General features: G+C 59.8%; 20 protein-coding genes. 17 read left to right on the top strand and 3 right to left on the bottom strand.

The features are described 5' to 3' along the window. Positions 1–52: 52 nt before the first annotated feature. Positions 53–784 carry a YebC/PmpR family DNA-binding transcriptional regulator gene (locus AC13CN_RS16645; protein WP_253557677.1) on the bottom strand — a complete coding sequence of 244 codons (732 nt, stop codon included), beginning with the start codon at positions 782–784 and terminating at the stop codon, positions 53–55. A gap of 233 nt (positions 785–1,017) precedes the next feature. Between AC13CN_RS16645 and AC13CN_RS16640 the strand changes: the two genes are divergently transcribed. After that, a complete protein-coding gene (locus AC13CN_RS16640; RefSeq protein WP_253557675.1) occupies positions 1,018–1,635 on the top strand; it encodes a LysE family translocator in 618 nt (205 codons plus the stop codon). A 75-nt stretch (positions 1,636–1,710) separates the two neighbouring features. Then, positions 1,711–2,196: a glutathione peroxidase gene (locus AC13CN_RS16635; RefSeq protein ID WP_044629284.1), complete on the top strand. Its 486-nt coding sequence runs from the start codon at positions 1,711–1,713 to the stop codon at positions 2,194–2,196. Between the two features lie 12 nt (positions 2,197–2,208). Here AC13CN_RS16635 and AC13CN_RS16630 read toward each other — a convergent pair whose 3' ends face one another. After that, positions 2,209–2,592, bottom strand: coding sequence for a DUF7079 family protein (locus AC13CN_RS16630; protein ID WP_044629259.1), 384 nt, complete (start codon positions 2,590–2,592; stop codon positions 2,209–2,211). A gap of 160 nt (positions 2,593–2,752) precedes the next feature. On the opposite strand from AC13CN_RS16630, the gene fabV reads away from it, so the two are divergent. The 15 genes from fabV to AC13CN_RS16555 all read left to right on the top strand — a co-directional run bounded on the left by fabV (position 2,753) and on the right by AC13CN_RS16555 (position 18,439). Further along, positions 2,753–3,949 carry an enoyl-ACP reductase FabV gene (gene fabV / locus AC13CN_RS16625; protein WP_044629258.1) on the top strand — a complete coding sequence of 399 codons (1,197 nt, stop codon included), beginning with the start codon at positions 2,753–2,755 and terminating at the stop codon, positions 3,947–3,949. Positions 3,950–3,983: 34 nt separating this feature from the next. Continuing rightward, a complete protein-coding gene (locus tag AC13CN_RS16620; protein WP_253557661.1) occupies positions 3,984–4,124 on the top strand; it encodes a hypothetical protein in 141 nt (46 codons plus the stop codon). A gap of 195 nt (positions 4,125–4,319) precedes the next feature. Next, complete coding sequence (locus tag AC13CN_RS16615; protein ID WP_253557653.1) at positions 4,320–5,294, top strand: GlxA family transcriptional regulator; 975 nt, start codon at positions 4,320–4,322, stop codon at positions 5,292–5,294. A gap of 100 nt (positions 5,295–5,394) precedes the next feature. After that, the gene (locus AC13CN_RS16610; protein ID WP_253557651.1) at positions 5,395–6,609 is read left to right on the top strand and encodes an aspartate aminotransferase family protein; all 1,215 of its coding nucleotides are present in this window, start codon (positions 5,395–5,397) and stop codon (positions 6,607–6,609) included. 35 nt (positions 6,610–6,644) lie between these two features. Continuing rightward, positions 6,645–7,709, top strand: coding sequence for an arginine N-succinyltransferase (locus AC13CN_RS16605; protein WP_253557649.1), 1,065 nt, complete (start codon positions 6,645–6,647; stop codon positions 7,707–7,709). After that, positions 7,709–8,740 (top strand): arginine N-succinyltransferase, encoded by a 1,032-nt coding sequence (gene astA / locus AC13CN_RS16600; protein ID WP_228219340.1) that lies wholly within the window; start codon positions 7,709–7,711, stop codon positions 8,738–8,740. Before AC13CN_RS16605 ends, astA begins: the two co-directional genes overlap by 1 nt. Before the next feature lie 81 nt (positions 8,741–8,821). Further along, positions 8,822–10,294, top strand: a complete 1,473-nt coding sequence (astD, locus tag AC13CN_RS16595) for a succinylglutamate-semialdehyde dehydrogenase (protein ID WP_253557695.1) — start codon at positions 8,822–8,824, stop codon at positions 10,292–10,294. Next, on the top strand, positions 10,291–11,640 hold the full coding sequence (gene astB, locus AC13CN_RS16590) for an N-succinylarginine dihydrolase (protein WP_172514759.1): 1,350 nt from the start codon (positions 10,291–10,293) through the stop codon (positions 11,638–11,640). Before astD ends, astB begins: the two co-directional genes overlap by 4 nt. 211 nt (positions 11,641–11,851) lie before the next feature. Further along, positions 11,852–12,829 (top strand): DUF1852 domain-containing protein, encoded by a 978-nt coding sequence (locus tag AC13CN_RS16585; protein WP_054641288.1) that lies wholly within the window; start codon positions 11,852–11,854, stop codon positions 12,827–12,829. A 25-nt stretch (positions 12,830–12,854) separates the two neighbouring features. Next, positions 12,855–13,883, top strand: a complete 1,029-nt coding sequence (locus AC13CN_RS16580) for a methionine synthase (RefSeq protein WP_137093503.1) — start codon at positions 12,855–12,857, stop codon at positions 13,881–13,883. A 213-nt stretch (positions 13,884–14,096) separates the two neighbouring features. Next, positions 14,097–14,396: a hypothetical protein gene (locus AC13CN_RS16575; RefSeq protein ID WP_228219337.1), complete on the top strand. Its 300-nt coding sequence runs from the start codon at positions 14,097–14,099 to the stop codon at positions 14,394–14,396. After that, entirely contained in the window at positions 14,389–15,879 is a 1,491-nt protein-coding gene (locus tag AC13CN_RS16570) for a sodium:solute symporter family protein (protein WP_253556951.1), read from the top strand. Before AC13CN_RS16575 ends, AC13CN_RS16570 begins: the two co-directional genes overlap by 8 nt. A 62-nt stretch (positions 15,880–15,941) precedes the next feature. Continuing rightward, the gene (locus AC13CN_RS16565) at positions 15,942–17,270 is read left to right on the top strand and encodes a DUF2252 domain-containing protein (RefSeq protein WP_213262537.1); all 1,329 of its coding nucleotides are present in this window, start codon (positions 15,942–15,944) and stop codon (positions 17,268–17,270) included. A 169-nt stretch (positions 17,271–17,439) separates the two neighbouring features. Continuing rightward, on the top strand, positions 17,440–17,640 hold the full coding sequence (gene copM, locus AC13CN_RS16560; protein ID WP_074210257.1) for a CopM family metallochaperone: 201 nt from the start codon (positions 17,440–17,442) through the stop codon (positions 17,638–17,640). An 85-nt stretch (positions 17,641–17,725) separates the two neighbouring features. Then, positions 17,726–18,439 (top strand): trimeric intracellular cation channel family protein, encoded by a 714-nt coding sequence (locus AC13CN_RS16555; RefSeq protein ID WP_253556950.1) that lies wholly within the window; start codon positions 17,726–17,728, stop codon positions 18,437–18,439. Here the strand turns inward: AC13CN_RS16555 and AC13CN_RS16550 are convergent. Continuing rightward, on the bottom strand, positions 18,436–21,384 hold the full coding sequence (locus tag AC13CN_RS16550; protein WP_253556949.1) for a translocation/assembly module TamB domain-containing protein: 2,949 nt from the start codon (positions 21,382–21,384) through the stop codon (positions 18,436–18,438). The genes AC13CN_RS16555 and AC13CN_RS16550 overlap by 4 nt on opposite strands. Between the last annotated feature and the right edge of the window lie 73 nt (positions 21,385–21,457).

The raw sequence follows: 21,457 nt of genomic DNA, 5'->3' as shown, positions 1-21,457 counted from the left end.
GCGGCCGAAGGGTGGATCTTTGTACCGAAGGATGCGTTAAGTGCCTAACGGCTCAAGCGCTCTCTTCCGGTAGCTCCGCGTTATGGAAGACGTTCTGTACGTCGTCCAGCTCGTTGAGCATACCCAGAAACTTTTCAAACATCGCCACGTCGTCGCCTTCGATGGGCGTGGTGGTTTGCGGCAGGAACTGGATCTCGTCGACTTCAAAGTCGATTTCACCGAAGGCATCCAACAGTGCCTGCTTGGCTTTGGCGTAGTCGGTATGCGGCGCAAAGACGGTGATGCGCCCCTCTTCCTGTTCGATATCGGTCACGTCCACGTCGGCTTCCATCAGCGCTTCCAGTACGGTTTCTTCATCGCTACCAGCGAAAGAGAAGATCGCGCAGTGGTCGAACATGTGGCTGACGCTGCCCGGCGTGCCGATCTTGCTCTTGGTTTTGGTGAAGCAGCCGCGTACATCGCCAAAGGTGCGGTTGGGGTTGTCGGTCAAGCAGTCGACAATCACCATGGCGTTGCCGGGGCCAAAGCCCTCGTAGCGTGCCGGAGAGAAGTCTTCGCCGCCTGCGCCGCTGGCTTTATCCAGGGCTTTATCAATGACGTGGGACGGCACCTGGTCTTTCTTGGCACGCTCTATCAAACCGCGCAGTGCGAGGTTACCGTTAGGATCCGTACCGCCCGCTTTGGCACAGACGTAAATTTCACGTCCATACTTGCTGTAAACTTTGGTTTTCGCAGCGGCCGTTTTGGCCATGGATTCCTTACGGTTTTGAAACGCCCTACCCATATTGAAGTCCTTTATTAGCCATGAACCGCCTGCATGGCAGGCGTCATCGTTTTCAAAAAGGGGAAAATTTTACCCAACAGCGTACCATGCTAACAGTGTTATTTAAGCGCCTGGGTGGTTTCCCCTACGGTTAAAAGACATGCTACAGGCAACAACACAAGAATTGGCCTTAGCTTAGGCAAGCGCTGTCGTATACTGGCCAGCTCATAACGAGGCTATCCCTGGAGGAGAAAATGCCGCTGACACTCTGGCTTTCGCTGGCTGCCATTTGTGCGATGGGGGCCATGTCGCCTGGGCCAAGCTTAGCATTGGTGCTACGCCACACGTTGGGGGGTGGTCGCGTGCCAGGCATCACGGCGGCTATTTTTCATGCCTTCGGCGTAGGGTTTTATGCGTTGCTCACCGTGCTGGGCTTGGGCGCTGTAATGGTGCGTTTTCCCGAATTGTTTCAGTTGATTACATGGTGCGGCGCAGCGTATTTGGCGTGGCTGGGTATCAAGGCGCTGCGCGCTGGCCGTAGCGGTGCGCTCTCGCCGAGTGCCGTGGTCACCACACCGCAGCAAGCCGCCAAGGAAGCCGTACTGGTGGCCCTGGGCAACCCCAAGCTGATCATCTTTTTCGTCGCGCTATTGAGCCAGTTCGTGACGCCGGAGATGTCCTTGCTTGCCAAGGCGATCATCGTGGCCACGGCTATTATTATTGATGGTGGCTGGTACGTGCTGGTGGCCGTAGGGCTCTCTCACTCTCGGGTGCTGCCGTGGCTGCAGCGCCACGCGCACTGGATCAATCGGATGACTGGCGTATTGCTGATCGCGCTGGCGCTGCGTGTGGTGGCGGGGCCCATCATTTAATTTCCACGCTGGTGTCACTACCGTTGCCATGGCAAGGTAAGGCGCATGCTGGTAAAGGCATTTAGAGGCCTGGCGATGACGATTTACGAGCAGGATTGTTATACCCATCAAGGTAAGCCCTTCAATCTGCGCGCTTTGCGTGGGCAGGTATTATTGGTGGTCAATGTGGCCAGCCAGTGCGGTTTTACGCCGCAGTTGAAAGAGCTCGAGGGGCTGTACCAGCGTTACCGGGATCGTGGATTTACCGTGTTGGGCTTCCCCTGTAACCAGTTTGGTCGCCAGTCGCCCGAGAGTGCCGAGGCGTTCTGCGCCTTTGGCGAGCAGCAGTTCGGGGTGAGCTTTCCGCTGCTGGAAAAGGTGAAAGTCAACGGCTCCGATGCTCACCCGCTATTTGTACAGCTCAAGCGGGAGGCGCCAGGGATTTTGGGCACCAAAGCTGTAAAGTGGAATTTCACCAAGTTTCTGGTAGGCCGAGATGGCAAGGTCATCGCCCGCTTTGGCCCCAAGGATCATGGGTTAACGCTGCGCTTAGCCCTTGAAGCCGCACTGGATAAAGAGTGAATCAGCCAGCCGCTAAACCTCCCCGCGCGCGACCATCAAGCGTTGCATTAGCTCGGTCCAGCGATGGCGAACCATCATGGTCGTCAATCCCGAAAAGAGTGCCCAGCTTTTGCGCCGCCAGCCTTTCAATTTCAGATTGTGGTTCACCAGCTGCTTCATCAGTTTGTAGTCATCGAACTTGCGCCACTCACTGGCGACTGACAGCTGGTGGCGTGACATCACCGGCGCTAGCTCTAAGCGCAGCATCCACTCAAGCTCTTTGAGCGACATCTTGTGCTGCTCAATCACCTCAATCATATGGGCGTAGTCGCGCTCGCTGGGTTCGCGGTCAAGCCAGAGAGGGGCGAGTGCTAGCCACAAATCGCCCCGCTCATCGACTAGCTGCTGTGCATTCATTAAAGCTTCCGTCGGCAAGTGGTGGGCAGGCCGCTATCCTGCCGCGAATGGCGGATAAGCTCAAGAGCGGACAGGGCGCGCCGAGACCGCTAGAATACCCTCATTGATAACTCGGCACTGCCGTGCCGAACGCAATACTCATCTGATGAAGGGGTCGAATGTGATCATTAAACCGAAAGTGCGTGGCTTTATCTGCACCACCACCCACCCGAAAGGCTGCGAGCAGAACGTTCTCGAGCAGATCGAAGCGACCCGCGCCCGTGGTTTGGACAAAAGCCAAGGCCCGAAGAAAGTGCTGGTGATCGGTGCCTCTAGCGGTTACGGCCTAGCGGCGCGTATTACCGCCGCCTTTGGTTACGGCGCCGACACTCTGGGGGTGTTTTTTGAAAAGCCGGGCACCGAGAAGAAGCCGGGCACCGCTGGCTGGTACAACAGCGCCGCGTTCGATAAGTTTGCCAAGCAGGAAGGTCTGTACAGCAAATCCATTAATGGAGATGCGTTCTCCCACGAAGCGCGGGAAAAAGCCATTGAGCTGATCAAGCAAGACATGGGTGAGATTGATCTCGTGGTTTACTCACTGGCATCCCCCGTGCGTAAGCTGCCCGATACCGGTGAAGTCAAACGCTCTAGCCTAAAGCCGATTGGTGAGACCTACCGCGCCACGGCCATTGATACTAACAAAGACACCATTATTGAAGCCGAAGTGGAACCGGCCACCCAGCAAGAGATCGACGACACCATCACCGTGATGGGCGGCGAAGACTGGGAGCTGTGGATGAGCGCTCTGGCCGATGCAGGCGTGCTGGCCAAAGGTGCCCGCAGCGTGGCGTTCAGCTATATCGGTACCGAAATCACCTGGCCGATCTACTGGCATGGTGCCCTGGGGAAAGCCAAGGAAGACCTGGACCGCGCAGCGGCGGCCATCGATGCCAAACTGCAAGAGAGCGGCGGCGGTGCCAACGTGGCGGTGCTGAAATCCGTCGTTACCCAAGCCAGCGCGGCGATTCCGGTGATGCCGCTGTACATCGCCATGGTCTACAAGGTGATGAAGGAGAAGGGCCTGCACGAAGGCACCATCGAGCAGCTCAACCGCCTGTTCGGCGAGCGCCTCTATGGAGGTGAGTTCACCACCGACGAGGCTGGCCGCCTGCGTCTGGACGACTGGGAGCTGCGTGACGACGTGCAGCAGGCGTGTAAGGATCTGTGGCCTCAGGTGACCACCGAGAACCTGTTCCAGATCACCGACTATGCTGGTTACAAGCACGAGTTCCTGAAGCTGTTCGGCTTCGAGCGTGACGACGTGGACTACGATGCCGATGTGAACCCCGAGGTCGAGTTCGATGTCGTAACGTTATAAACGCAGCGCGACGGGCAGCGCACGCCGACGCGCTATGAATCATCGACCCCAGCAGCAGCCCGAAGCGAGAAAACTTGCCTATGGTCTCCATAAGATGCTGCCGTTAGTCATCGTGATTATGGGCATCATCGTCGCTGGCATTGTCATGTTGGGATTAGGCAATAGCGGCGGCTAAAGTGAGCGTTTGCTATTGTGCAAATTGCCGGGCCTAGGCTCGGCAATTTGCATTTATGCGTCCTGTTTTTGTTTGCGTGGACATGGCGCTGCCTTCAATCGCGCAATTGAGTAAGATAGCGTTTAAATAGAACGCCTTATCCAGTCCACCAGCGGCGGTTTTCATGCAGCGCAATAGGCAGCACAGCGAATTCACATGCATTCCAGTACGTTAACGCCACCCCCAAGCCAACGCAGGCGGGTGGCGTTTGTGTTGCTGCCTGGGTTTTCGCTGCTGGCTCACGCCAGCGCTATTGAGCCGCTGCAAATGGCCAATCAGCTGAGCGGCCAGATGCTTTACCACACCGTTACCCTCAGCCTAGATGAAGAGCCCGTGCGCAGCGGCGCGCAGCTTTCGCTCATCGCGCAGCATGCGTTAGGAGCGCCCCTTGGCCCGCTGGATTTACTGCTGGTGTGTGCGCCTACGCCGCTACCCTACGTATTGCCCGCGAAGCTCAATGAGTGGCTGCGTAGCCATCATGGCCGTGGCGTTGCTATCGGCGGTTTGGCCGGAGGCACCGAGGTGCTCGCTCGCTGTGGTTTGCTGGAAGGCTACCGCGCTACCTTGCCTTGGCAGCGCTTCGATGCGTTTGCCCAAGCCTATCCCCAGGTGGCGCTCTCCCAACAGCTGTTTGAAATTGATCGCGACCGCCTGACCTGCGCGGGCGGCACCGCCGCTATGGATATGATGCTCACGCTAATTGGCAAGCATCACGGCCCACGCTTGGCCGAGCAGGTCTCTGAGCAGTTCGTCTGCGACCGTATTCGTTTGGCCGATGAACGCCAGCACGTGCCGCTGCGCAACCGTTTGGGCCACGCGCCACAGAGCTTGGTAGATGCGGTGACTCTTATGGAAGCCAATATCGAAGAGCCACTTTCGACGCTGGAGCTTGCCGAGCATCTAGGCATTTCTCGACGTCAGTTGGAGCGCCTGTTCAAGAAGTACCTGCAGGCGGTGCCCAGCCGCTACTATTTGGATTTGCGCCTGCAGGATGCCCGCAAGCAGCTAAGGGAGAGCGACCGCCCGGTAGGGGATATCGCCCTGATGACGGGGTTCTCTTCCGGCGCGCATTTTTCTACCGCCTATCGCAACCACTTTGGTATTACCCCGCGGGAAGAGCGGCTGGGTTGAGCGCAGCTTTTCATAATTTACCGTCCCAATACTGAAAGCAGGGCGTCCTACGCCCCCCGTATACTGAATCCATCGCTTACTCCACTGGAGGTACTGTCCCATGAGCCACACCCCGAACCGTCAAGACTTCGACCACTACATGACGCCTAACTACGCGCCGCAGCAGATTATTCCGGTACGTGGTGAAGGCAGCCGCTTGTGGGACCAAGAAGGCCGCGAGTACATCGATTTCGCTGGCGGTATTGCGGTGAACTCCCTGGGTCACTGCCATCCGGTGCTGGTCAATGCGCTGAAAGAGCAGGGCGAAAAGCTTTGGCATCTCTCCAACGTATTCACCAACGAACCGGCGCTCAAACTGGCCAAAACCCTTACCGAGCGCACCTTCGCCGATAAGGTCTTTTTATGCTCCTCCGGCGGTGAAGCCAACGAAGCCGCGCTGAAGCTGGCACGCCGCTGGGCGGTCGACCACTACGGCGAGCATAAAGACAAAATCATTTCGTTCTACCAGTCGTTCCATGGCCGCACGTTCTTCACCGTGAGCGTAGGCGGCCAGCCCAAGTACTCCCAAGGCTTTGGCCCGGTACCGGGCGGCATTCTGCACGCCAACTTCAACGACCTGGAGAGCGTGCGTAAGCTCGTGGGCGACGACACCTGCGCCATCATGGTTGAGCCGATGCAGGGCGAAGGCGGGATCGTCCCCGCGACCCAAGAGTTCCTGCAGGGCCTGCGCGATCTGTGTGACGAGCACAACGCGCTGCTGATTTTCGATGAAGTGCAAACCGGCGTTGGACGCAGCGGAGAGCTGTATGCCTATAAAAACTTCGGCATTACCCCGGATATTCTCACCAGCGCTAAGTCGCTGGGCGGCGGCTTCCCGATTGGTGCCATGCTGACCACCGATGCCATCGCCACATCGCTAGCCATCGGCACCCACGGCTCTACCTACGGCGGTAACGCATTGGCCTCAGCGGTGGCGCTGGCGGCGGTCGAGTTCATCGATACGCCGGAGGTGCTGCAAGGTGTCAAACATCGCCACGACCTGTTCCGCGAGCACCTGGAAACCATCAACCGCAAACACGGCGTTTTCAAAGAGATCCGTGGTATGGGCATGCTGATGGGTGCCCAGATGTCGGACGCTTTCGAAGGCCGTGCCAAAGATATTCTGCCGTTGGCGATTGAAGAGGGCGTGATGGCGCTGATTGCAGGCCCCAACGTGCTGCGTATGGCGCCCTCGCTGGTGATTCCCGAGGAAGACATCGCCGAGGGCATGGCACGTCTCGAGCGTGCCATCGAGCGACTTGTCGCTAGCGCATGAGTCAGGCGCAAGTCACACAAGAGGGGGCGTTAAACATGTTGGTAATCCGACCGGTCACGCTGGCTGACCTTCCCGCCTTAGAGCAACTGGCAGAACATGCGGTGCCTCGGCTTACCAACCTGCCCGCCAACCGCGACCGTCTTGAGGAGCGCATCGTGCGCTCCCAGGAAGCATTCGCCAGCGAGATCGAGTACCCCGGTAACGAGCACTATATGTTCGTGTTGGCGGACGATAGCCACAACGAGGTGCTGGGCACGGCCACCATCCGCGCCCAGGCGGGGGCTGCCGAGGCCTACTACACCTACCGCCAAGAGACGCTGATTCACGCCTCTCAGCAGCTTAACGTTCGCCGTGAAGTGCAAACGCTGGCGCTCTCTCATGAAGCCTCGGATGCCACGCTGCTTTGCGCGCTGTCGCTTAACCCGCGCTACAAAGGCACCAGCGCGGAGAGCCTGCTGCGCCGGGCGCGGCTGATGTTTATCGCCCAGTACCCGGAGCGCTTCTCACGGATTCTGGCGGTGGCCTTTCCCGGCTTTTTGGATAGCCAGAATGAATCTCCCTTTTGGGAGAGCGTGGGCCGCCACTTTTTTGCCCGCAGCTTCCAAGAGATGAATCACATGGCAGGCGTGCGTTCGAAAAGCTTTATTGCGGAAGTGATGCCGCAGTTTCCGCTCTACTTGCCGCTACTCACGCCCCAGGCCCGCGCTGCGATTGGCCGCGAGCATCCGGCCCACGAAGAAGCGCTGGCCGAAATGCTGGCCGAGGGCTTCGTGCGCTCCCGACACGTGGATATTTTCGATGCAGGCCCCATCGTCAAAGCCGAGCGCGAGCGCCTGGAAACCTTCCGCCGCGCTGCCTGGCACCCTGTGCGAATCCGCCCAGAACACGCGTTGCCGGATGCCGAACCGGCGATGATCGCCAACCAAACGCTGAGCGATTTCCGCTGCATCGTCGCGCGCTACGCGCTCTCGCCCACGGGGCAGCTGATGCTCTCGCCGCAGCACGCGGAGCGTTTGGGTGTAGAAGAGGGGCGGGCGGTGCTGGCGGCACCGTTAACCCTGCCCAGCGCCGTGGACGCGCTCGATGAAGGAGAGATGTAATGCGCATTCGACCCATTGCCCGTGATGATCTGGATGGGCTCCAGGCGCTTGCGCAGCAGGCCGGTGTTGGCTTTACCTCGCTGCCGGATAACCGCGAGTTTTTGGCCGGTAAAATCGAGTCCGCCGCCCGCGCCTTCGAAGAGCGCACACCGGTAGACGACCGTCTCTACTTCTTCGTGCTAGAAGATGAAACCAACGGCGAGCTAGCAGGTTGTTGCGCCATCGAAGGTCAGGTGGGTCGTGAGGTGCCGTTCTACAACTATCGGCTTGGCACCCTGGCGCACTCGTCGGTACAGCTCGATCTGCATCGCACCATCGATACACTGTTTTTAAGCTCCGACCATACCGGCGACGCCGAGGTGTGCTCGCTGTTTCTGCGCCCCGAGTATCGCGGCGAGGCCAACAAACACCTGCGTAACGGGGCGCTGCTTTCCAAAGCGCGCTGGCTATTCATTGCCCAGTTCCGCGACCGCTTTCCGCAGAAAGTGCTGGCCGAGATGCGCGGCGTGTTCGACGAGAACAACGTTAGTCCCTTCTGGGAGAGCCTGGGGAAACACTTCTTCCCCATGGATTTCAACGAAGCCGACCGCTTGACCGGCCTGGGCCAGAAGAGCTTTATCGGCGAGCTGATGCCCAAGTTCCCGATCTACACCACCTTCATGTCGGAAGAGGCGCGGGCGTGTATCGGGCAGGTGCACCGGCACACCCGGCCAGCGCTGGAGATGCTTAAAAAAGAGGGGCTGCGCTGGGAAGGCTACATCGACATTTTCGATGGTGGCCCCACGGTGGAGGCCTACATCGATGACGTGCGGGCGATTCGCAACTCGCAGCTTTATCAGGTGGAAGTCTCCTCTAACGCGCCACAAGAGAGCGTTAGCCGCTGGCTAGCGGCATCTACCCAGATGCTGAACTTTACCGCGAGCTGGATAGGCCGCGGCCCGGCAGATAGCAGCACGGTTGTGCTCACCCCCGACGAGGCCGAGCGGCTAGGCGTTTCCACCGGCGACGCCGTTCGCCTGCTGGAAACCTAATATTGGCAATCTAAGCGCCCCCTCGACCTGCGCCAAGACGACAAAAACTCAGTGAAGGAGAGCACGATGCACACCCAGAACATGCACGCCCAGCAGCAGCAACTGATCAACGGCGCCTGGGTCGTCGGCGACGCCGAGCCCTTTACCAAGCACGACCCCGTTGCGGGAACGCTGCTATGGCAAGGGGCGGCTGTCTCTAGCCGCCAGGTAAGCACGGCGGTGGAGGCAGCCCGTGCGGCGTTTCCTACCTGGGCGCGCACGCCCTTTTCTGAGCGTCAGGCGCTGGTGGAGCGCTTTGTCGACGTATTGACCGCACGCCGCGAGGACTTGGCCATTGCCATCGCCTCGGAAACCGGCAAGCCATTGTGGGAAGCACGCACCGAGGCAGGCGCGATGATGGGTAAGGTCGCGCTCTCCATCAAGGCGTACCACGAGCGCACCGGGGAGCGTGAAAAAGCCGTCGGCAGTGCCAAAGCGGTACTGCGCCACCGCCCCCACGGCGTCATGGCGGTGTTTGGCCCCTATAACTTCCCTGGCCACCTGCCCAATGGCCATATGGTGCCCGCCCTATTGGCGGGTAACACCGTGGTGTTCAAGCCCAGCGACCAAACCCCGCTCACCGCGGATCTCACCCTGCAGTGCTGGATAGAAGCCGGGCTGCCTGCTGGGGTGATCAACCTGGTGCAGGGCGGGGTGGCCGTGGGACAGGCGCTCTCTGCCCACCCGGGTATCGATGGCCTGCTGTTTACCGGCAGTGCCAAAGTGGGTGGCATGCTGCAGCAGCAGTTTGCCGGGCAGCTGGATAAAATCCTCGCGCTGGAATTAGGCGGCAACAATCCGCTGGTGGTGAAAGATGTGGAGGATGAGCGCGCTGCCGTGCTGACGATTCTCCAGTCGGCGTTTCTCTCTGGGGGGCAGCGCTGCACCTGCGCCCGCCGCTTGATGGTGCCCCAGGGGGAGGTGGGCGACCGCCTCATCGACGCGCTTTCGGATGCCATCGCTAAGCTGCACGTGGCGGGGCAGTTCGACGAGGAGCCTGCGCCGTTCTATGGCGGCTTGGTAAGCGTTGCTGCAGCCGATGGCCTCCTCAACGCCCAGGATGAACTGGAAGCCATGGGCGGTACGGTTATTAACCGTATGCAGCGCCTCAAAGAGAACACCAGCCTGCTCAGCCCCGCGCTGATCGACGTGACGGGCCTAGACGTGCCCGACGAGGAGCACTTCGGCCCGCTGCTGAAAATCCATCGCTATGCGGATTGGGATGAGGCGCTGGCCCTTGCCAACGACACCCGCTATGGCCTTTCTGCCGGGTTGATTGGTGGCGAGCAGGCGGATTGGGACGACTTCCTGCTGCGTATTCGCGCAGGCATTGTGAACTGGAACCGCCAGACCACCGGAGCCTCTGGCGATGCGCCCTTCGGCGGCGTAGGCGACAGCGGCAACCACCGCCCCAGTGCTTACTACGCCGCAGACTACTGCGCTTACCCGGTCGCCTCCATGGAGGCGGAAAGCCTGGAAATGCCCGAAACCCTGCCGCTGGGAGTCAATCTATGAGCCTGAACAGCATTCGCGAAGTCAACTTCGATGGCTTGGTAGGGCTTACCCACAACTATTCGGGGCTTGCCCACGGCAACGTGGCCTCCATGAGCCACGGTGGCTTGGTCTCCAACCCCAAAGAGGGGGCGCTGCAGGGGCTGGCCAAAATGAAGTCGCTGATGGATGCGGGCTATGCCCAAGGCGTGCTGCCTCCTCAGCAGCGCCCGGATTTGGGCGCACTGCGAGCGTTAGGCTTTAGCGGCAGCAACAGCGAGATCCTCGCTCAAGCCGCGAAGCAAGCGCCGCAGCTGCTGCGGGCGGTATGTTCAGCCTCCAGCATGTGGACGGCTAACGCAGGCACAATTACCCCCAGCGTCGATGCGCCGGATGGTCGGGTGCACTTTACCCCCGCCAACCTGCAGTCCAGCTTTCACCGCTACCTAGAGCCGAAGACTACCGGCCGCGTGCTGCAAGCGATTTTTCGCGATGAGCAGCACTTTGCCCATCACCCGGTGCTGCCTGCCACGCCCGCATTTTCCGATGAAGGGGCGGCCAACCACACCCGCCTGTGCGGCGAGTATGGCGAGCCCGGCGTGCACCTGTTCGTGTATGGCCGACAGGCGTTTAGCGGCGGGCGGAACGAACCCAAGCGCTACCCCGCCCGGCAAACGCTGGAAGCCAGCCAGGCGGTGGCCCGCCAGCACGGGTTGAGCGACGCCCAGACCGTCTTTGCCCAGCAGCACCCGGAGGCCATCGATGCTGGGGTGTTCCACAACGATGTGATTGCTGTGGGCAACGGCCCGGTGCTGCTCTACCACGAAATGGCATTTCTCGATGAAGAGCGCACGCTGGACGAGCTGCGCGCCAAGATGAGCACGCCGCTGATTCCCGTTCGGGTGCCGGTGGCAGCGGTGAGCATGGAAGACGCGGTGGCGTCGTACCTGTTCAACTCCCAACTGCTCTCCAACCCAGACGGCACAATGACCCTGGTGGTGCCCAGCGAGTGCCAAGAGCGTGAAGCCGTTTGGAACACGATTCAGAACTTCATCCTGGCGGGCAATAACCCTATTGGCGAAGTGATCGTTAAAGACGTTAAGCAAAGTATGCGCAACGGCGGCGGTCCCGCCTGCCTGCGCCTGCGGGTGGTGTTGTCGGAAGCCGAGCGCGCTGCGCTGACTGGCCGTGTACTGCTCAACGAGGCACTTTATAGCGACCTCACCGCCTGGGTGAACCGCCACTACCGCGACCGCCTCGCTACCGACGACTTGGCCGACCCGCAGCTCGCGACGGAGGTGCTCACCGCGCTGGATGAGCTGACGCAGCTGCTGAACATTGGCTCGGTGTATCCGTTTCAACAGGGGTAAGCGCCCTGCCAAACAACTCATCATGAGGTTTTCTCATGATGAGTTGAATTAATGTCGCTTTTCATTCATATGGTGGGTCTGGCATAAAGAACACATCCTCTTCGATGACGTGGCGCTAACGCCCGTCTATCGAAACGTCACACATGGCATCGAGCGCTGAGCTGCATTGGGGCGCCGTCGCCAATCTCGACCAACAGGGTGTTTGTTCGCGATGAGCTACGACTTTACCTTCGATATCAAGAGCGTCCGGTTCGACGAAAACTACCGTCCTGCCGAGAGCACGCGTACCACGACCAACTTCGCCAATCTGGCGAGAGGCGAGCGCTGCCAGGAAAACCTGCGTAACGCGCTGACCATGATCGACAATCGCTTCAATACCCTGGCCCATTGGGATAACCCCAAGGCAGATCGCTACGCCGTCGAGCTGGAGATCATTACCGGCGAGCTAAGCGTGGCGGCTGAAGGCGCTACCTTCCCGGCGATCGAGATGTTGAAGACGACCATCATCGATCGGCATCTCGACAAACGCATCGAGGGCATGACGGGGAACAACTTCTCCTCCTACGTCCGCGACTACGACTTCAGCGTGTGGCTCTCGGAGCACAACAAGGAGCGGTCGGAATTTGGTATTCCGGAGGGGTTTGGCGATCTTCACGGCAAGCTGTTCAAGCGTTTCGTCGACTCCGAGGCGTATCGATCCGTTGCCAGCAAGGCGCCGGTGATCTGTCTCAGCGTTTCCAGCAACAAGGTGTATCGTCAGACGGAAAATCGCCACCCGGTGCTGGGCGTCGAATACGTGAACGACACATCGTCACTCACGGATTTCTATTTCGCCAAGATGGGCCTGCAGGTGCGTTACTTCATGCCGCCCCATAGCGTGGCACCGCTGGCGTTCTACTTTTCCGGCGATCTGCTGGCCGATTACAGCGATCTCGAACTGATCAGCGCCATCAGCACCATGGAGACGTTCCAGAAGATCTATCGACCGGAAATTTACAACGCTAACTCGGCGGCAGGTAAGGTCTATCAACCGCATCTGACCCATCAGGACTACTCGTTGACCCGTATCGAGTACGACCGCGAAGAGCGTAGCCAGCTGGCCGTCGAGCAGGGCAAGTTTGCCGAGCGCTACTTCATCGAACCTTTCCGTCACGTGCTCGAGCGCTGGTCGGCCGATGTCGCCCTTTGATTCACTGTTTACCAAGGATATTGTTATGAAGACATTGCTGCCCACATCGACGGCCGGAAGCCTGCCCAAGCCCGCTTGGCTGGCCGAGCCAGAAAAACTCTGGTCGGACTGGAAGCTGCAGGGCGAGGAGCTGGCCCAAGGCAAGCAGGATGCACTGCGGATATCGCTGCACGATCAGCGCTTGGCGGGTATCGACATCGTCAGCGACGGTGAACAGACTCGCCAGCACTTCGTCACCACCTTCATCGAGCACTTGAACGGCGTTGATTTCGAGCAGCGCGAGATCGTCAAGATCCGCGACCGCTATGACGCCAGCGTTCCCTCGGTGGTGGGCCCCGTCTCGCGGGAAAAACCGGTCTTCGTCGAGGATGCCAAGTTCCTGCGCCAGCAGACCGACCAGCCGATTAAGTGGGCGCTGCCCGGGCCCATGACCATGGTCGATACGCTCTATGATGGCCACTACAAGAGCCGCGAAAAGCTGGCCTGGGAGTTCGCCAAGATCCTCAACCAGGAAGCCCGCGATCTGGCGGCGGCTGGCGTGAACATCATTCAGTTCGATGAGCCCGCCTTCAACGTTTTCTTCGATGAGGTGAACGACTGGGGCATCGCCGCCCTGGAAAAAGCCATCGAAGGGGTCGAGTGCGAGACCGGCGTACATATCTGCTACGGCTACGGCATCAAGGCCAATACCGATTGGAAGAAGACGCTGGGGTCCGAGTGGCGCCAGTACGAAGAGATCTTCCCCAAGCTGCAGGCGTCGAACATCGACATCGTTTCGCTGGAGTGCCAGAACTCCCACGTGCCGATGGAGCTGATCGAGCTGATTCGCGGCAAGAAGGTGATGGTTGGGGCCATCGACGTGGCCACCCACGCCATCGAGACGCCGGAAGAGGTCGCCGACACGCTGCGCAAGGCGCTGCAGTTCGTCGATGCCGACAAGCTTTACCCCTGCACCAACTGCGGTATGACGCCCCTGCCTCGTGAAGTCGCCCAGGGTAAGCTGAAGGCGCTGAGCGCTGGCGCGGCAATCGTACGGCAGGAGATTTCTCGGTAGTCGGCTTGGCCATTAGGCGGGTGATGACCCCCATGCATTGGGACACAGAGAGTGATACAGGCGGACTAGAGATTCCGCCTGGGTATCCTCGTTCCAGCGCCCCCCCGAAAGCTTTCGATCGACGTCGGCACGCCGTTCACCCGAGGGAAATAGACGCCGGAAAGCATTAAAATCTTCATCATGAACGACTTAACGGCTAGGGTGGCTGCCAGTATGGCAACGCGCCGCGACACCGCCATGACAGCCGTGGTGGTGTTGACTTCCTTTCATCATGATGGATATGACATGCGACGTATTTTTGTGCTGCCCACGTCCTGGGCGGGCTGGGGGCTTTTCATTGCCTTTGTGGCGCTAGTATTGGCCGGTATTTGGCCAGTGATTGGTTGGGTGAACCGGGCCACGCTGGTGATGGGACTGCCGCTGCTGGTGGTGTGGAGCTACGTGATCATGTTTGCCTGCGTGGCAGTCATGCTAGTGGGCAACCGAATTGTAGAGCGAGACGACCATGAGTAGTGCCTGGCCGCTGGTCATTACGCTTTTATACGTGGCCACCGCGATGCTGATCGGCCTTCGCGCACAGGCTGGCCGCTCCATGAATAATCTTGAAGAGTGGGGCGTGGCGGGGCGCAGCATGGGGCCAGTGACGCTTTACCTGCTGATCGCGGCGGGTAGTGTGAGTGCTTACACCTTCATGGGCGCACCGGGCTGGGCCTACTCCAAGGGCGTGGCGGTATTTTATGTGGCGGTTTATTTGGCCTATTTAGCGCTGGTGGCCTGGTACTTCGGGCCGAAGGTGTGGCAGTTCGGCGAGCAGTTTGGCCATGTAACGCAGGCAAGCGCCATTGCCGACCGCTACCAAAGCCCTGCGCTAGGGGCGCTCTCCGCGCTGGTGATGGCGGTGGGCTCCGTGGCCTACGCGGTGCTACAAACGATTGGCTCTGCTTATATTCTATTCGTGATGAGCGGCGGGCAGATTCCTGTTTGGCTAGGCGTGCTGTTGGTGCTGGCCTGCATTGCCGTTTATCTCTACGCCAGCGGGCAGCGGGCGATTGGCCGTACCAACGCGTTCCAGGGCGTGCTGATGCTGGTGGTGGCCTGGGCGGTAGGCCTATGGGCCATACACAGTGCCACCGGCGGGCTGAGTTTTGCGGGCGTATTTGAACGCATCACCGCCGAGAACCCCGAGTTTCTGACCCTCCCCGGCGCGGGGGGCGATATGAGTTTTAGCTTCTGGACCACGTCGATCATCGTCTCGATGTTCTCGTTTATGCCCCCCGTTTGGACGCAGTGGATGAGCGCCTCTTCAGCGCGCACCATCCGCCGCAGCGCGACGTGGCTACCCACCTACTACGTGGTGATTCTACCCATGGTGGTGGTGGGCTTTATCGGTATTTTCTCGCTGCCGGAGCTGGCGCGGGCAGATACCGTGGTGCTGGAGTACGCCATGCAGCACTTGCCCGTGGTGTTAGTTGGGCTGCTGGGCGCGGGCACCTTGGCGGCCTCTATGTCCTCCAGCGAGCCGTTTATTCATTCGGTTTCCCTTTCCGTGAGTAAAGACGTGCTGCAGCCGTTGCTCAAGCTCTCGGAGGGCACCACCGCCAAGCTGGCGCGGCTTTTGATTCTGCCCATTATGTTTCTGGTGATTGCGCCGCTGGCGATTGCTGAACCGGGGAGCCTGGTGATGATTTTGCTGGTGGGGCTTGGCTTTGCCTCGCAGGTTTTGCCCGCCTTTATCGGCATGTTCTTGTGGCCTCGCGCCTCAAGGCTGGGCGTCATGGCGGGTATTTTAGGCGGTTTTGTGGTTACCGTGGCGTTCACCACCTTATGGCGGCATCCGCTCGGCATTCATGCAGGGTTTTGGGGGCTGATGGTCAATTTGCCGCTGTTTGTGCTGGTGTCGCTAGTGACCCCTGCGACGCGTGAAGAGGTGGTCGAGCGCTTCTTTTGCATTTCAGCACCCCGTGGCCTGACGCGTTTGGGCAAGCGGGTGTCTTAATCTGTTAACGTGCATCGTCTACGCTTAACCTTAGCGATTAAATGCACGCATAAAGGGACTGTATGAGCCACGCATTGACAGGACATAACCGCCCTCAGCAGGTCATTGAGGCCATTCAACAGGCGAATGCACCGCTGAGCACGGCGCATCGGCAGGCGAAATACGCCAAAATGGCGGCCTCTCCCTATCGATTCTTTCGAGGCTCAAATCACCTTTATTGGCAAGACGTATGGCACGACTGGCGCTTTGCGCTGTTCGGCGGTTGGCCGAATACGCAAACCTGGCTTCAGGGCGATGCCCATGCCTACAACTTTGGCGCATACGGCCACCACGATGACCAAGTGCGCTACGGCATGGATGACTTCGACGATGCGTTGATTGGGGATTACCAGTACGACGTGTGGCGGCTGGCGATTAGCCTCGTGTTGGATGCCCGTGAGAACGCTGAGCTAAGCCCTAAAGCGGTGGATAAAGCGCTCAAAAAACTGCTGGAAGGGTATATGGACACCCTTAGCGTTCATCGTGAGGATGACGTGGCGATCCACGCGATCACGCTGGACAACGCCAAGGATCCACTTAAGTCGTTTATGGGCAAGGTGGCCGATAAGCAGAGCCGTGCCCGCATGCTGGAGAAGTGGACGACGCTAGACCCAGATAAAGGGCGTCAGTTTGCCGAGCGCCCCGGTAAGCTCGCCAATCTGCCTGCGGATGTGGCAAGCCAGCTACGGCGCATCATTGAGCAGGAGTACCAGCAAACGCTGCAGCACCCCATCAAGGAGAGCGACCCGCAGCACTTCTTCGTCAAAGACACCGCCCGGCGCTTGGATGCAGGCACTGGGTCGCTGGGCGTCGAGCGGTACTACGTGCTGATCGAAGGCGGGGCGGACCACGAACACGACGATGTGATTCTGGACATCAAAGAGCAGGTCACGCCAGAGGCCTACCGCCTGATGGACAAAGCGCAGCAGCAGGCGTGGCGCAAGCTGTTTCCCAATGAAGGCATTCGCCATGCCGCGGCGTTCCATGCTATTGCGGAGCACCCGGATGCCTACCTTGGCTGGTTGACCATGAACGGCAAGGTGTTTTCGGTTCGCGAGCGTTCACCGTTCAAAAAAGATTACCCCACCCACAAGCTCTCTGGCGGTAAAGCCTACCGCAAGCTGGCGCGCCAGTGGGGCGAAATTCTGGCCCGTGAACACCTGCGCGGTGCGCAGGCACTTAACCGAGGCAAAGCCGCACCGTTTGCCGACGCGGTATGCCAGCGGTTAGAGGGGCGTGAAGAGCAGTTTATCGGCGTGGTCTCAACGCTTGCTAAGGCCTACGCGGACTGTGTTGCTCAAGACTACCAAGTGTTTATGGAGCATTTTCTAGCCACTGACACGGCATCATAGGTTAAGCAGTACCGTGCCAGTGGTTTACAGCGTGACGCGTTAGCTGCTACTGGCACCACCGACAATGCCACTTCTTAAGCCGCTTTCCTGACCGGAGCGGCTTTTTGACCTGTGGGCAGCCTGTAGGTTTTAAACTTTAATTACCTATCTCTCCGATAAGAGTGCTGCCATGCCGACCTACACTGGCGACCCTGATGTGGATTTCGCGCAAGGCATGATTCCCCATCACGAAGGTGCCATCGCCATGGCGGAAATCGTGCTGGCGCACGGCGAAGATGACGAGATTCGTCAACTGGCCGAGGACATTATCGCCGCCCAAGAGAGTGAAATTGCTTTCCTAAAAGGGTGGTTGAAACGTCACGGCTATTAAGGCGACCGGCTCTCTGATCACATACACCCTTCCCGAATGAGTGATATTCTGCTCGCCTAAACAGCAGGTGATGAGGGAGAGCCGCGTGTCGGGTATGATTTATTGGTTGGATATGGCGGGGGTGATTGTGTTTGCCCTGTCGGGCGTGATTTTGGCCTGCCGCTCGCGGATGGACCCGTTCGGTATGCTGGTGCTGGCGGCGGTGACGGGCATTGGGGGCGGTACGCTGCGTGATTTGGTGCTGGGCGTTAGGCCGGTGTTCTGGGTGACCGACCCGACCTACCTGTGGGTGATCTTGGCCACGGTGGGCGTGTCGCTGGTGGGGTTTCACTACATTCACCGGCTGTCTCGGGGCTTTTTGCCGGTGGCGGATGCCTTCGGCCTGGCACTGTTTACCGTGATCGGTACCCACAAGGCGTTGCTGCTGGGCACGTCGGGGGTGGTGGCGGTACTCATGGGCATGATGACCGGTGTGGCGGGAGGCATGATTCGTGACGTGTTGGCTCAGCGGGTGCCCATGGTGCTGCGCGAAGAGATCTATGCCACCGCCGCCATGGCGGGCGGGATTGTGTATGTCGCGCTGCAGGCGCTCGATGCGCCGCTGACATTCGCCATTGCCGCCTCATTGAGCGTGACGCTGGGCCTGCGCTTAGCGGCGATTCATTGGCACTTGGCCCTGCCGGTGTTTGCCTGGGTCACGGTGCCGCCTAAATACCAAGACGCCAACGCGCCGCTGTCTACACCGCAAAAGGCTAAAGAGCGGGTACGTATGATTCGTAGAGAGCGCACGCGCCGCTAAGGCCTTGAAAAACGCTGGGCTTCTCGCCAGCGGTCAAACCAGCGCTTGGGTTGGAGCACGCGCAGGGCCGGTTCGCTGTCGTTCAGCTCCACGCCGAGGCCCACGGCACCCAGCCGCGCGTAAAGCGCGCCGTTGGCTTGGCCGTCGGCTAGGGTCACATCGGAAAGCAGAAGCAGCGGGCCGCCTGTGAGCGTGAGGTCATGCAGGCGTATTTGCTCGCCGCTCACTGTGAGTAGGGCGTGCCCGTTGATGTTATGCACGTTTAAAAGCCTGCCCAGCCAGTCGCTCACCCGAGCACGGGCGAGAAATAGCCGTGCCAGCAGCCCAGTATCGCGCATGCCTAACCGTAGCTGGCTGGTGAGTTGTATCGGGTCACCCCAGTTGAGTTGCGCTTCTTCCATGGTGAGCTGCACCCACCAGCCTGCGTCCTGAGTGCCGTCGTCGCTTCGGCGAAAGACGTTTTCCAGGCGCAGGTAGGAGTCATTGGCGACAAAGCGGCGCGTCTCGATATCGCCCTCGGTGAGCTGTAAGTGCAGCGTCACGTCTCCTCTCAGGCGCTGCTCCAGTAGCGCCATTTCGGTTTCGAAAGCGCGCAGTGTGATATCACCTTGGGCGCGCAGCCCCTCTAGCAGCCATTCGCTGGTTAGGCTGGCACTGCCGGAGAGTAGCTCAACCCCCGCATCTTCTGGCAGGTAGCGATTGTAGCGGGCAATGTCCGGCACCTCGGTGATTGGCAGCGCAACGCGGGTGGTGAAGTGTTCGGGAGCGGGGGCGTCGAGTACATCACTAAAGCGGTCGGTTTGGGTGGTGAGCGCAAAGTGGCGGCCTTCCAGATGCGGGCGGTCATCATCTTGTCGCCGTAAGGCGAACTGTGGAATGCCTAGCGAAAGCTGTGCTTGCTCGGGGCTATCTAACTGGGCGGTCAGCTCGCCGCGCCCGGTGGCCAAGTAGTCGAGAAACGTCACTTCCAGCTGGTTAGCATTGACCCGCAGCCGAGTAGGGGCTTGCAGCGTGTCGTCTATAAACGCGCCCTGTAAAAAAAGCTGACCGTTGCCGGAAAGCGATACGCCGTGAGCGTCCGGTAAAAACGTGTTGAGAAACCCTAGCCGCTGCACGCTGCCCTCCAGCGTGAACTGCCCGCTTGGGGTGGCGTTTTGGCGCTGAAAGCGACCGTCGCGCAGCACCAGCGTGCTCTCCAGCGCTTCGCCGGGATGTTGCGGGTCGGCCACCTGCCAGCTTAGCCGCGAGCCGCTGATGTCCAGCGCTGTGCCATCCAGCGCCGCTTGGTTGATGGCCAGCGCCAGCTGTATATCGCTCACCAACGTGCCGCTCTGCTCACTACGTTGCCAGCCGGTGGTCAGCGCGTTGCCAGCCAAATAAAGCTCGCCGCTCAGTTGCTCGGTCGTGAAGCGGAGCTGCCCGTGGCTGGTGGCTGAGCCGCTGTTTAACGTTAGCGGAGAAGGGCGGGGCAACACCGCCGCAAGGTAGGGTTGTAGCGCTTGGATATTGGGCAGCGTTGCTTCTTCCCAAATTAGTTGCGCCGTGGCGCTTTGTTGTGCCTGTTCGGGGTCGAGGGGGCTTTGTGCGGCTAGCGTTAGCGCTGCATCCGCTAGCAAGGTTCGCTCCTGATGGCGCAGCGTGGCGTCTGTGAAGGCCAGCGTTGCCGCTACTTGCTCATCGGGGGAGAGCGTCGTGTCGAGCGTACCGCTGCCTTGCGCGGTGAGTTCAAGCAGCTCTGCGCCTAGCGTGGGCGCTTGAACGGTTAGCGATGCTTCATAAGGGCGCGCATCCCGCAGCGTCGCGCTGGCGGTGATGCTCCCCTGGCCGGATAGCCGAACCCCTTGGCCATCGAAGACTGTTGCGAGATAGCGGTCAAGCATGTCCAGGCGCGTTACCTCGCCCGATAGCTCAAGTGAGGCGCCAGTGGGCAAGTCGAGTTGGTCCAGGCGCTGATTAGGGATGTGGGTAGCGAGGGAGAGCCGTGTGTTTGTGGCGTAGGGGTGCGTGTCGGCTAGCGTGACGTCCTCCAACTGAGTAGCGAAGCGCAGTTGCCCCTCTACCACAGCGAGCCTGACGCGCCCCTGGCCCGTGGCGGTATGCGGCGGCGGTGTGTCATCCGCTACCAGCCAGCGGCGCGTGTTGTCGGTACCTTTCAAGCGCTGCTCATCGATAGAGAGCGCAAGCCTTGGGGTTGCTAATGTGAGTTCGCTGCCCGGCTGTAGTTGGCCCTCGGCAAGCGCTAGCTCACCTTCCAATACGCCGTTGCCTGCCAGGCTCAACCAGGGCAGCGCCTCTAGGTAGGGCATGAACACGTCCCAAGCATCCGCTTGAGCCGTGATGGCAAGCTGGGCGGTGAGGGCGTCGAGCAGCGCCTCGGTTAACGCATCGCTACTTTGCTGGGTAGAAAGTGAGTCCAGCGACGCCGTACTGCGTAGCTGAATATCCTGCACCAGCGTGGCTTGATCGCTCAAGCGGACGAGGCGGCCTTGGGTAATGTCCAAACCTACATAAGGCACGCTGAGGATCTCTTGGCTGAACTGGGTATCCTCGACCTTCAGCTGGCCCTCTGCCTCCAGGGCAATGTCCCCGACGGTAAAGCGGCGAATGCCGTTCGCTTCCAGTGCTTGGATATGTAGCTCTCCGCGCAGCAGGGCAAGCAGCGATAGCGACAGGGTGGCTTGGCTGGCCTCGACGGTAATCGGTAGCGCTTCGTCTTCTCGGGCTAGGTAGAGGTTGTCGACCTCCCAACGCCCTGGGTGAAGGCTCTGGGCGTTCGTCCAGCGTACCTCGACCCCTTCGATGGTGGAGATTCGTTGCGGTAGCCACTGGCTGTTGAGTAGCCAGTAGCTGCCTATCAGCCAAATTAGCACAAGCGCTAGCGCGCCAAACAGCAGGACGAACAGTGGGCGAAAACGACGTGGTGCAGTGGGCGTGTCACGGGACATACGGGCTTCCTAGCAGATGACTCCTGTTGGCGCGTGTTTTATGGCATTATGCGCGACGTGGGGCAGTTATGGG

This window comes from Vreelandella sp. L-25, from assembly GCF_056857535.1.
This window is presented reverse-complemented; position numbering and strand designations above follow the sequence as displayed.

Bases quoted from the DNA above. Each gene is read 5' to 3' on its own strand.
- AC13CN_RS16645 (WP_253557677.1), bottom strand. From the start codon at position 784: ATGGGTAGGGCGTTTCAAAACCGTAAGGAATCCATGGCCAAAACGGCC.
- AC13CN_RS16640 (WP_253557675.1), top strand. From the start codon at position 1,018: ATGCCGCTGACACTCTGGCTTTCGCTGGCTGCCATTTGTGCGATGGGG.
- AC13CN_RS16635 (WP_044629284.1), top strand. From the start codon at position 1,711: ATGACGATTTACGAGCAGGATTGTTATACCCATCAAGGTAAGCCCTTC.
- AC13CN_RS16630 (WP_044629259.1), bottom strand. From the start codon at position 2,592: ATGAATGCACAGCAGCTAGTCGATGAGCGGGGCGATTTGTGGCTAGCA.
- AC13CN_RS16620 (WP_253557661.1), top strand. From the start codon at position 3,984: ATGAATCATCGACCCCAGCAGCAGCCCGAAGCGAGAAAACTTGCCTAT.
- AC13CN_RS16615 (WP_253557653.1), top strand. From the start codon at position 4,320: ATGCATTCCAGTACGTTAACGCCACCCCCAAGCCAACGCAGGCGGGTG.
- AC13CN_RS16610 (WP_253557651.1), top strand. From the start codon at position 5,395: ATGAGCCACACCCCGAACCGTCAAGACTTCGACCACTACATGACGCCT.
- AC13CN_RS16605 (WP_253557649.1), top strand. From the start codon at position 6,645: ATGTTGGTAATCCGACCGGTCACGCTGGCTGACCTTCCCGCCTTAGAG.
- astA (WP_228219340.1), top strand. From the start codon at position 7,709: ATGCGCATTCGACCCATTGCCCGTGATGATCTGGATGGGCTCCAGGCG.
- astD (WP_253557695.1), top strand. From the start codon at position 8,822: ATGCACGCCCAGCAGCAGCAACTGATCAACGGCGCCTGGGTCGTCGGC.
- astB (WP_172514759.1), top strand. From the start codon at position 10,291: ATGAGCCTGAACAGCATTCGCGAAGTCAACTTCGATGGCTTGGTAGGG.
- AC13CN_RS16585 (WP_054641288.1), top strand. From the start codon at position 11,852: ATGAGCTACGACTTTACCTTCGATATCAAGAGCGTCCGGTTCGACGAA.
- AC13CN_RS16580 (WP_137093503.1), top strand. From the start codon at position 12,855: ATGAAGACATTGCTGCCCACATCGACGGCCGGAAGCCTGCCCAAGCCC.
- AC13CN_RS16575 (WP_228219337.1), top strand. From the start codon at position 14,097: ATGGCAACGCGCCGCGACACCGCCATGACAGCCGTGGTGGTGTTGACT.
- AC13CN_RS16570 (WP_253556951.1), top strand. From the start codon at position 14,389: ATGAGTAGTGCCTGGCCGCTGGTCATTACGCTTTTATACGTGGCCACC.
- AC13CN_RS16565 (WP_213262537.1), top strand. From the start codon at position 15,942: ATGAGCCACGCATTGACAGGACATAACCGCCCTCAGCAGGTCATTGAG.
- copM (WP_074210257.1), top strand. From the start codon at position 17,440: ATGCCGACCTACACTGGCGACCCTGATGTGGATTTCGCGCAAGGCATG.
- AC13CN_RS16550 (WP_253556949.1), bottom strand. From the start codon at position 21,384: ATGTCCCGTGACACGCCCACTGCACCACGTCGTTTTCGCCCACTGTTC.